The organism is Variovorax sp. 01T432 (assembly GCF_056398605.1).
The window spans coordinates 86,347-96,290 of record NZ_JBFTPS010000026.1 but is presented as its reverse complement, the minus strand read 5'-3'; the positions used below and the strand labels follow the sequence as shown (position 1 = coordinate 96,290).

Here is a 9,944-nt window from a genome sequence, read left to right as displayed (position 1 = left end):
GTCGTAAGCCTTGGCTTCGCCGCCGAACTTCGTCGACAGCACCGTCGCAATCGCCGCCGTCAGCGTCGTCTTGCCATGGTCCACGTGACCAATCGTCCCCACGTTCACGTGCGGCTTGGTACGGGTGAATTTTCCTTTTGCCATTTTCTATCCTTGAAAGAGCAGTGCCCGTGTGTGGTTTAACGTCTGCACCATGTTGCTATCTCCCCCGCCACGGGCAACGAGGGGCACACGGTCGCAGACAAATCGCGGTGGATTTCGGTTCTTACTTGGCGCGAGAAGCGACGATCGCCTCAGCCACATTCCGCGGAGCTTCGGCGTAGTGCTTGAACTCCATCGTGTACGTGGCGCGGCCTTGCGACATCGAACGTAGCGTTGTCGAGTAGCCGAACATTTCGGACAGCGGGACTTCAGCCTTGATGGCCTTGCCGCCACCCATCATGTCGTCCATGCCTTGCACCATGCCGCGACGTGAAGACAGATCGCCCATCACATTACCGGCATAGTCCTCAGGGGTTTCGACTTCCACGGCCATCATTGGCTCGAGGATGACCGGACTCGCCTTGCGGCAACCTTCCTTGAAACCGAAGATCGCAGCCATCTTGAAAGCCATTTCGTTCGAGTCCACGTCGTGGTACGAACCGAAGTGCAGCGTGACCTTGACATCGACCACCGGGTAACCAGCGAGCACGCCTTGACCCAACGCTTCGATCACGCCCTTTTCAACTGCGGGGATGTATTCACGAGGAACCACGCCACCCTTGATCGCATCGACGAACTCGAAGCCCTTGCCGGCCTCCTGCGGTTCGATCTTCAGCACGACGTGGCCGTACTGGCCCTTGCCGCCCGACTGGCGAACGAACTTGCCCTCGGCGTCTTCGACCGTCTTGCGGATCGTTTCACGGTAGGCAACCTGCGGCTTGCCGACGTTGGCTTCCACGCCGAACTCGCGCTTCATGCGGTCGACGATGATTTCGAGGTGCAACTCGCCCATGCCGGCGATGATGGTCTGACCCGACTCCTCGTCGGTCTTGACGCGGAACGATGGATCTTCCTGGGCCAGGCGCTGCAGCGCGATGCCCATCTTTTCCTGGTCAGCCTTGGTCTTCGGCTCCACGGCCTGCGAGATCACGGACTCGGGGAAAACCATGCGTTCGAGCGTCACGATGGCGGTCGGATCGCAAAGCGTTTCGCCCGTCGTCACTTCCTTCAGACCCACGCAGGCAGCGATGTCGCCTGCACGGATTTCGCTGACTTCTTCGCGATTGTTCGCGTGCATCTGGACGATACGGCCGATGCGCTCTTTCTTGCCGCGCACCGGGTTGTAGACGCTGTCGCCCTTGCTCAACACGCCCGAGTAGACGCGCACGAAAGTGAGCTGGCCGACGAACGGGTCAGTCATGAGCTTGAACGCCAATGCGGAGAACTTCTCACCGTCGTCTGCCTTGCGGGTGACGGGTGCCTCGTCTTCGTCGGTGCCAGTCACAGGCGGAATGTCGGTCGGTGCCGGCATGTACTCGACGACAGCGTCAAGCATCGCCTGCACACCCTTGTTCTTGAACGCGGAGCCGCACAGCATCGGCTGAATCTCGCCGGCGATCGTGCGCTGACGAATGCCGGCCTTGATTTCGGCTTCGGTAAGCGTTTCGCCCTCAAGGTATTTGTTCATGAGCTCTTCGCTCGACTCGGCAGCGGCCTCGACCAGCTTCTCGTGGTACTCCGCGCAAACCGCAGCCAGGTCGGCCGGGATCTCGCCGTACTTGAAGGTCACACCCTTGTCTTCATCCCAGATGATCGACTTCATCTTGACCAGGTCGACGACACCCTGGAAGCGCTCTTCGGCACCGATCGGGATCTGGATCACGACGGGATTGGCCTTCAGGCGGTCCACCATCATCTGGCGCACACGCAGGAAGTCGGCACCAGTGCGGTCCATCTTGTTGACGAACGCGAGCCGGGGCACCTTGTACTTGTTGGCCTGACGCCAGACGGTTTCGGACTGGGGCTGCACGCCGCCCACGGCGTCATACACCATCACCGCACCGTCAAGCACGCGCATCGAGCGCTCGACTTCGATGGTGAAGTCCACGTGACCGGGGGTGTCGATGATGTTGATGCGGTGTTCGTCGAAGTTACCGCCCATGCCCTTCCAGAAGCACGTGGTGGCAGCAGACGTAATCGTGATGCCGCGCTCCTGTTCTTGCTCCATCCAGTCCATGGTGGCGGCGCCATCGTGCACTTCACCGATCTTGTGGTTCACGCCGGTGTAGAACAGGATTCGCTCGGTCGTGGTGGTCTTGCCGGCGTCGATGTGCGCGGAAATACCGATATTGCGGTAGCGCTCGATGGGGGTCTTGCGAGACATGAAAATTACTCCGTTAACGGATGAAAGCCCGCCCACCATATCGGTGGGTCGGGCTTCCAGCCTGTCTGACTAGGGGGCTGTGTTCTTAGAAGCGGAAGTGACTGAAGGCCTTGTTGGCTTCCGCCATGCGGTGCACTTCATCGCGCTTCTTCATGGCGCCGCCACGGCCTTCCGTGGCTTCCATGAGCTCATTGGCCAAGCGCAGGGCCATCGACTTCTCACCGCGCTTGCGCGCCGCTTCCTTGATCCAGCGCATCGACAGGGCCAAGCGGCGCACCGGGCGCACCTCGACGGGCACCTGGTAGTTCGCACCGCCAACGCGGCGCGACTTCACTTCAACCATGGGCTTGACGTTATTGATCGCCATGGTGAAAGCTTCGACCGGATCCTTGCCCGGATTCTTCTTCTCGATCTGGTCGAGCGCGCCATAGATGATGCGCTCGGCGATCGCCTTTTTGCCGCCTTCCATGATCACGTTCATGAACTTCGACAGCTCGACATTGCCGTACTTGGGATCCGGCAGGATTTCACGTTTGGGGACTTCGCGACGACGTGGCATTTTTCTAACCTCTTTGCTTCAGTTGGCACCGCTTCCGGTACCGCGAGAGCCGACCAGGACCCTCACTTACTCGACCCAATATCGGGTCACTTCGCTCGATGCGCCTGCCAAGGCACGCCGAACACCGCTGAAATACAGAAAGCCTTAAGCCTTCTTGGGCCGCTTTGCGCCGTACTTGGAACGCGACTGCTTGCGGTCTTTCACGCCTTGCAAGTCCAGCGAACCACGCACGATGTGGTAACGCACACCGGGCAAGTCCTTCACACGACCGCCGCGAACCAGCACAACGCTGTGTTCCTGCAGGTTGTGGCCTTCACCGCCGATATAGGAAATGACTTCGAAGCCATTGGTCAGCCGCACCTTGGCGACCTTACGCAGGGCCGAATTCGGCTTTTTCGGGGTCGTGGTGTAGACCCGGGTGCAGACGCCGCGTCGCTGCGGCGAGTTCTGCATGGCAGGGCTCTTCGACTTGATCTTTTCGACCTCGCGACCCTGACGCACCAGTTGATTGATGGTTGGCATGAATGAATAAGTCCCAAAACACTCCGGCCAGATTCCTCTTCACGACGTGACATGACATGAGGGAGCCGGGAAATGACGAAAACGTGAAACCCTTCGGATTTTTCCGAAAAGCCCACGAGTATAGCAGCGCGCCCGCAGCGCCGCAATTTATCGACCGTCGGAATCGTCCGAGCCCCGAGCTCACTTGATCCAAAGGCGGACCGCGTCCCATGCGCGACCCAATACTCCCGCCTGCTCCACCCCTTCGAGAGCGACCAATGGCACCTCGGCCACAGGCTGATCATCCAGGGTGATCTTGAGCGAGCCGATCGACTGGTTCTTGGCAAAAGGCGCAACCAACGGATCAGGTCGCGCGACCTGCGTCTTGATCTTGCCTGCAGAACCAGCCGGGACAGCCACCACGACGGCGTCGGGGCGGCCGAGCTTGATGGTGTTTTCCTTGCCCTTCCAGACCGGTGGCGTCGCCACCGGTTGGTTGGCATCGAACAACCGGACCGCGTCATAGGCGGTGTAGCCCCAATTCAGAAGCTTCTGCGATTCGTTGGCGCGCACGTTCTCGCTCGAAGCCCCCAGAACGATCGAAAGCAGGCGCCGCCCGCTCGCGAGGTTCGGGAAGTCGCGCTTGGCAGTCACGATCATGCAATACCCCGCCGCATCGGTATGGCCCGTCTTGAGGCCGTCAACGGTGGGGTCGCGGAACAACAGCAGGTTCCGATTGGTGTCGTTTGTCGATGGCGTGCCGGGGTAGCGGTACTTCTTGATCGCGTAGTAGTGCAGGTACTCGGGAAAATCGCGCATCAGGCGCGTTGCCAAGATGCTGAGATCTCGTGCGGTCGTCGTGTGTCCCGGCTCGGTGAGTCCTTCCGGGTTCTTGTAGGTCGTGTTCTTCATGCCGAGCGCCTTGGCCTGCTCGTTCATGAGTTCCACGAAATGCTCGACAGTCCCGCCGACACCCTCGGCCAATGCGATGGTTGCGTCGTTGCCCGACTGGACGATCAAGCCCTTGACCAGGTCCTCGACCGGCACCTGCATCTTGGGATCAATGAACATCCGGGAGCCCGGCACCTTCCAGGCCCGGACACTGACCGGAAGCGTCTGCTGCAGATCGATCTTCTTCGCCTTGAGCGCATCGAAAACCAGATAAGCGGACATCAGCTTGGTGAGGGAAGCCGGCTCGACGGGGCTATCGATGTCCTTCTGCGCCAGGATCTGATTGGCCGTGATGTCGAGCAGCAGGTAGCTTCTCACTGCGACTTCAGGCGGCGCGGGCACCTGCGCCTTCACGACCATGCAGAAAGACGCGGCAGCGGCCACTGCAAGCACGCGCAGCGCCTCGAGAAAACGATTCATGGAGATGAGAAAACGAAAGCTAGCCCGCGCGCAGGTGGCGAACGACAAGGCTCTTGAGGAGCGGCAATTGTCCGTGAAAGAAATGGCCGCCCCCGGGAACGACTGTGACAGGAAGTGACTGCGGCCGAGCCCAATCCATGACCGCAGCGAGCGGGACGGTGTCGTCCTTCTCCCCGTGGACGACCAGCATGCGCTCATGCGCCTCGGCAGGCAAGGTCGCGACGGAGAAGCGCGAGGCGGCTGTGCCGATGAGAACCAGGTGCCTGATGTCTCGTGCAGGCCAGAGCTTCTCTGCGGCGCAGCTCGCCACGAATGCGCCGAAAGAGAAGCCTGCGATAGCCAAGGGTCCTTCGGGCGCAAGCTGCTGGATGACTTGCAGCATGTCCTCGCGCTCGCCAGCCCCTTCGTCGTACACGCCTTCGCTTGCGCCAACGCCACGGAAATTGAAACGCACCGCGGTCCACCCGCAAGAGACAAAGGCGCGCGCCAAGGTCTGCACGACCTTGTTGTCCATCGTGCCTCCGAACAGAGGATGGGGATGGGCGATGATCGCCACGCCCAGCGCTGGAGCCCCTTGGGCCGCTGCGTCGCGGAGGACTTCGATGACGCCGGCGGCGCCGCTCACTTGGATCTTTTCTGTGTGCGCGTTCATCGACCGTGGCCCCTCAGCGTCCCACGTCGGGAGGCAACAGGAGCCGCTCGACAACTATCCCGTTCTTCAGATGCGAGTCGACGATTTCGTCGATGTCGGCCTTGTCCACGAACGTATACCAGACCGCCTCGGGATAGACCACGGCGACAGGACCGCCTGCGCAGCGATCGAGACACCCGGCCTTGTTGACACGCACCTTCCCAGGCCCGGACAAGCCCGCCTCCTTGACTCGCGACTTGCAGTGATCGAACCCACGCTGGGCGTCGTGCCTGGCGCACGAATCCTCGCCATTCTTGCGCTCGTTCAGACAGAAGAAAATGTGGCGGCCGTAGTAGCCACGGCTCGCTGGGGTGCTGGGACTGGACATCGAGCCATTCTATTGAGCGACGGCCCCCGATGCGCAGCACGGAATCAGGGTCAGGTTGACGGAGCCCGACGGGTCAGCGCGACCAGTACATAGCCCAGCGTCGCGAAGGGCCAGAGCCACCCGAGCCACTGAGCGAGGCCGTGGAAGCGGATGAAGCGCCCCTGCTCCCAGGTTGCCAGCGTCTGAGCGAAATAGGCGCTCTCAGGCGCCTGGTTCAACAGGCTCAGGTGCACCATGAGCGCGACGAGCAGCAAGGCGGCACAGAACCTGCGTGACGCCGGCATCAGCAGGACTCCCAGGAAGAGTGCCACCGCGATGCCGACCTGCACGGGCACGCTCAGCCAGGCCCAGGCATGTTCGGGTCCATAGCTCAGTGCGGCGGACAATGCGGTGACGGCCACGCCCGTCAACAGCGTCAGCGGCAGCAGAACGGCTCGTCTGGGGATCGATCGCGTCACCATGAAGGCCAACAGGCACGGAACCAGAGCGCCCAGCATGACGCAGAGCAGTTCCACCCCCGGCACCAACGGCTCGAGTTCGAACTGGCGCACCGGCATCCAGTCGAGAAAAGGGGTATCGACGAGCCACTCGGCGACCGCCGCTTCCAGCCGCTCGAACACCTGCCCCAAGCCAAAGGTCAGGGCCGCCGGAAACAGCAGGGCCGGCGGCCATAGCGCCAGCAAGACGAGCCCCCCGCGCGAGTCTTCGACGAACCAGTTGGATCGCGTACGGCTCCAATGCGCGACACCGCCAAGACGCTCCATCGCAGCCGCAAGCACCGCGCCCGCCAACGCGCCAGTGCTGTTCAAGCCGAGATCGACGTTCGAGGGGATGCGCGCCGGCAGGTAGCTCTGCAGCGTTTCCATGGCAAAGGAAATCGCGATACCCGCCACCGTGGCGCGAAGCACGGCCCGCACTCCACCGGCGGCGGGCCGTGTCCGCAGCACGGCGATGGCGGAAAGAAAGCCGAACGGCATGTAGCCGGCGACGTTGATGCCGAGATCGAAGGCGGTCCAGTACTTCGGCCATGGCGCAGCCAGGTAGGCCCACGGCGCGATGCCTTGATCGCGCCAGTCGGAGAACGGATAGAGGCTTGCGTAGACGATCAGCGCGGCGTAGGCGAGCGCAAGGGGCAAGGCCGCGGACTTGTGCTGTGTGGCCACGACGCTCAGAACGGCTTGACGACGACCAGCACCACGATACAGAGCAGCAAGAGGACAGGCACTTCGTTGAACCATCGATACCAGCGATGGCTTCGCCCGCTTTCGCCCGCCACGAATCGGCGCAGCAACACTCCACAGCCGTGGTGGTAGCCGATCGTGACCAGTACGAGGGCCAGCTTGGCATGCATCCAGCCGTTACCAGGCCCCCGCCCGATGCCATACCCGAGCCAGAGCCACAAGCCGAAACCGAGCGCCGGAACGGCCAACAGGGTCGTGAACCGGAACAGCTTGCGCGCCATCAGAAGCAGGCGCTCTCGCTCGGCGATGGAGGCGGGTGCAACCATTGCCAAGTTGACAAAGATGCGCGGCAGATAGAAAAGCCCGGCGAACCAGCTCGCAACGAACACGATATGGAGTGACTTGATCCAGGGCATGGAGGCAGTTTAGTCGTGCGTGTCACCCACGATCCCGTCGACATCGGAGCCCCGTCAGGGCAAAAAAAAGCCCGACGTCTAAAACGTCGGGCTGGGAAGCCCTTTTGCTGTCACACATCAAGGCACCCGCTCAGGGAGGAAAAGCGGGGGGCGGCAAGCCGCCCGGGACAGAATTTAACAAACGCAAAACAACCTATCAAGCGAATGACCGCTTTTTTTGGCTGACTGTCGCACGGCATGAACACCAGCTCATTCACTGGTCATGAATTGGAACGAATCATCGCGGCAGCCGGTGCCGAACGAAGGCCACGACAGTTCGGGCACAATTTTCCGCATGACTCTCTTCGCCCCATTTCCCGCCGGTCGGCCCCGTCGACTCCGCCGGGACGCGTTCACGCGTAATCTCGTGCGTGAGCACACGCTCTCGGCAAACGACCTGATCTATCCCGTCTTTGTCCAGGAAGGCGAGAAGCGTCGCGATGCCGTTGCTTCGATGCCGGGCGTGGAGCGGCTGAGCTTGGACCTTCTGCTGCCGGTCGCCGAGCAGTGCGTTGCGCTCGAAATTCCGGTGATGGCGTTATTTCCGGTGATCGATGCCAAGCTCAAGACCCCGGCCGGCGACGAGGCCTTCAACCCCGAAGGCCTGATACCCCGGGTGGTCGCGGCGCTCAAGTCGCGCTTTCCCGAACTGGGCGTCATGACCGACGTCGCACTGGACCCATACACCAGCCATGGACAGGACGGATTGCTCGATGATTCCGGGTACATCCTCAACGATCCGACCGTCGAGGTGCTGGTCAAGCAGGCGCTTGCGCAGTCGCTGTCGGGCGTGGACATCGTGGCGCCCAGCGACATGATGGACGGCCGGATCGGCGCGATCCGGCAGGCGCTGGAGTCGCGAGGCGACGTCCACACCCGGATCATGGCCTACAGCGCCAAGTATGCGAGCGCCTTCTATGGCCCCTTCCGCGATGCAGTGGGCTCGGCCGGCAACCTCGGCAAGAGCAACAAGAAGGTCTACCAGATGGACCCGGGCAACAGCGACGAGGCCCTGCGGGAAGTGGCCATCGACATCGCCGAAGGCGCGGACATGGTGATGGTGAAGCCGGGCATGCCCTACCTCGACATCGTGCGCAGGGTCAAGGACGAGTTCCATGTGCCGACCTTCGCCTACCAGGTCAGCGGCGAATACGCGATGCTCAAGGCAGCCGCCCAGAACGGCTGGCTCGATCACGATGCGGTCATGCTCGAAAGTCTGCTGGCATTCAAGCGGGCGGGCGCCGATGGGGTGCTCACTTACTTCGCGCTGGACGCCGCCCGGTTGCTGTCGAACACGTAGAGAGCGGACGCCAAACGAAAAAAGCCGGCCGACGCATCGCGTCGTCCGGCTCGGTGCCCTGGAGGCAGGCCTGATGATTACTTGGCCGTGGTCGAACCTTGCCGAGCCTGAACGCGCACTTCACGGCCGGGCATTGTCGAGATCACACGGCTGTTGACGCGCGAGCCGGCGGATACGTTTTGATCCGGTGCATTCGCGGTCGCCACGGCTTGCGCTTGCACGGCAGCGGGATCAGCCATCGAGTTGAAGGGGTCGGCGCCACGCGAACCACGGGTCACGTTCTGGTTCGGAGCCGAGGCTGCGCGAACGGCTTCGGCTTCCACCGTGGCACGGCTCACTGACGACACCGGTTGTTGCACGCCGTCATAGGATTCGGCCTGGGCGCTGATTGCGGCGAGGAAAGAAAGAGCGGTGGCAGCGACGATTTGCGAGGTCTTCATTTCTTGGGTCCTGTGGATGTTCGGATCTGGCTTCAACCAGGCTTGCTGTATGGCTGGCCTGTGACGAGAAGTTTCCGATCAATCGCTATCGGGAAAACACCGAGAAAAGAGACACCGCGTTTCCTCGATTGAAACAATGGGGCGGCATCAGCCGAAATGAAAAAGCCGGGCTGCGCTTGCGCGCGGCCCGGCCTGCATTTGCAACGCGCGGATCAGAGACCGGCTTGCTTCGTCTGCGGGTCGAACTTGTATTGAGCCGGGACCACGCTGTTCACGAAGGCCTTGCGGTCCAGATTCTGGTTCGCCTCATGGGCGGTAGCCACTGCTTGCGCATTCACGCTCGCGCGGTCAACGGTGCTGGCCATGACCGGAGCAGCACCCGAGCTGGAGCCTTCGGCGTACGGATCGGCGCTGCGTGCGGCGACTTCAGCTTGCGCGTTCACTTGGGCTCGGCTGTTGGCCGACACCGGTTGCTGGACGCCCTGGTAGGTTTCGGCTTGCGCGCCGACGGCAGCGAGAATCGTGAGAGCGGCGGCTGCGATGATCTTCGAGGTCTTCATTTTCTGTTTCCTTCAATTGGCGTGGATGATTCGAACCGGTCGTCGGTGAGTTACCGCCCCCTCGGGGACGGCCACCTCGCTCGGCGCCCTTTCACCCGGGGGCTTTGCGGGCATTTCTGTGGGCTGAAGTTTGCCTCAAAAAAGTAGGTAAAAACCCTAGGAAATCGAATCACCGTGTTCATAAATTTGAAAC

12 protein-coding genes are annotated in these 9,944 nt (G+C 61.7%); 1 reads left to right on the top strand and 11 read right to left on the bottom strand.

From position 1 onward, the window contains the following. The 9 genes from AC1DNF_RS20170 to AC1DNF_RS20130 all read right to left on the bottom strand — a co-directional run. Nucleotides 1-144: GTP-binding protein (locus tag AC1DNF_RS20170; protein ID WP_478150390.1), on the bottom strand; the 144-nt coding region annotated here is incomplete at its 3' end. Between the two features lie 121 nt (nucleotides 145-265). After that, nucleotides 266-2,365 (bottom strand): elongation factor G, encoded by a 2,100-nt coding sequence (gene fusA, locus AC1DNF_RS20165; RefSeq protein ID WP_478150383.1) that lies wholly within the window; start codon nucleotides 2,363-2,365, stop codon nucleotides 266-268. A gap of 85 nt (nucleotides 2,366-2,450) precedes the next feature. Further along, the gene (gene rpsG / locus AC1DNF_RS20160; protein ID WP_093104188.1) at nucleotides 2,451-2,924 is read right to left on the bottom strand and encodes a 30S ribosomal protein S7; all 474 of its coding nucleotides are present in this window, start codon (nucleotides 2,922-2,924) and stop codon (nucleotides 2,451-2,453) included. A 144-nt stretch (nucleotides 2,925-3,068) separates the two neighbouring features. Further along, on the bottom strand, nucleotides 3,069-3,446 hold the full coding sequence (rpsL, locus tag AC1DNF_RS20155) for a 30S ribosomal protein S12 (RefSeq protein WP_028249584.1): 378 nt from the start codon (nucleotides 3,444-3,446) through the stop codon (nucleotides 3,069-3,071). 180 nt (nucleotides 3,447-3,626) lie between these two features. Then, nucleotides 3,627-4,796 (bottom strand): D-alanyl-D-alanine carboxypeptidase family protein, encoded by a 1,170-nt coding sequence (locus AC1DNF_RS20150; protein ID WP_478150389.1) that lies wholly within the window; start codon nucleotides 4,794-4,796, stop codon nucleotides 3,627-3,629. A 19-nt stretch (nucleotides 4,797-4,815) separates the two neighbouring features. Continuing rightward, nucleotides 4,816-5,448: an alpha/beta hydrolase gene (locus AC1DNF_RS20145; protein WP_478150388.1), complete on the bottom strand. Its 633-nt coding sequence runs from the start codon at nucleotides 5,446-5,448 to the stop codon at nucleotides 4,816-4,818. Nucleotides 5,449-5,461: 13 nt separating this feature from the next. After that, nucleotides 5,462-5,815, bottom strand: a complete 354-nt coding sequence (locus AC1DNF_RS20140) for a (2Fe-2S) ferredoxin domain-containing protein (RefSeq protein ID WP_478150382.1) — start codon at nucleotides 5,813-5,815, stop codon at nucleotides 5,462-5,464. A gap of 50 nt (nucleotides 5,816-5,865) precedes the next feature. Beyond that, nucleotides 5,866-6,978 (bottom strand): VanZ family protein, encoded by a 1,113-nt coding sequence (locus tag AC1DNF_RS20135; RefSeq protein WP_478150381.1) that lies wholly within the window; start codon nucleotides 6,976-6,978, stop codon nucleotides 5,866-5,868. Between the two features lie 5 nt (nucleotides 6,979-6,983). Next, nucleotides 6,984-7,412 (bottom strand): CopD family protein, encoded by a 429-nt coding sequence (locus AC1DNF_RS20130; RefSeq protein WP_478150380.1) that lies wholly within the window; start codon nucleotides 7,410-7,412, stop codon nucleotides 6,984-6,986. A gap of 334 nt (nucleotides 7,413-7,746) precedes the next feature. Here AC1DNF_RS20130 and hemB point away from each other — a divergent pair, with 334 nt between their 5' ends. Further along, nucleotides 7,747-8,751: a porphobilinogen synthase gene (hemB, locus tag AC1DNF_RS20125; protein WP_478150379.1), complete on the top strand. Its 1,005-nt coding sequence runs from the start codon at nucleotides 7,747-7,749 to the stop codon at nucleotides 8,749-8,751. A gap of 77 nt (nucleotides 8,752-8,828) precedes the next feature. Here the strand turns inward: hemB and AC1DNF_RS20120 are convergent, their stop codons facing one another. Both AC1DNF_RS20120 and AC1DNF_RS20115 read right to left on the bottom strand, forming a co-directional pair. Further along, nucleotides 8,829-9,191 (bottom strand): DUF4148 domain-containing protein, encoded by a 363-nt coding sequence (locus AC1DNF_RS20120; protein ID WP_478150378.1) that lies wholly within the window; start codon nucleotides 9,189-9,191, stop codon nucleotides 8,829-8,831. 212 nt (nucleotides 9,192-9,403) lie between these two features. Beyond that, entirely contained in the window at nucleotides 9,404-9,751 is a 348-nt protein-coding gene (locus tag AC1DNF_RS20115; protein ID WP_478150377.1) for an alpha/beta hydrolase, read from the bottom strand. Between the last annotated feature and the right edge of the window lie 193 nt (nucleotides 9,752-9,944).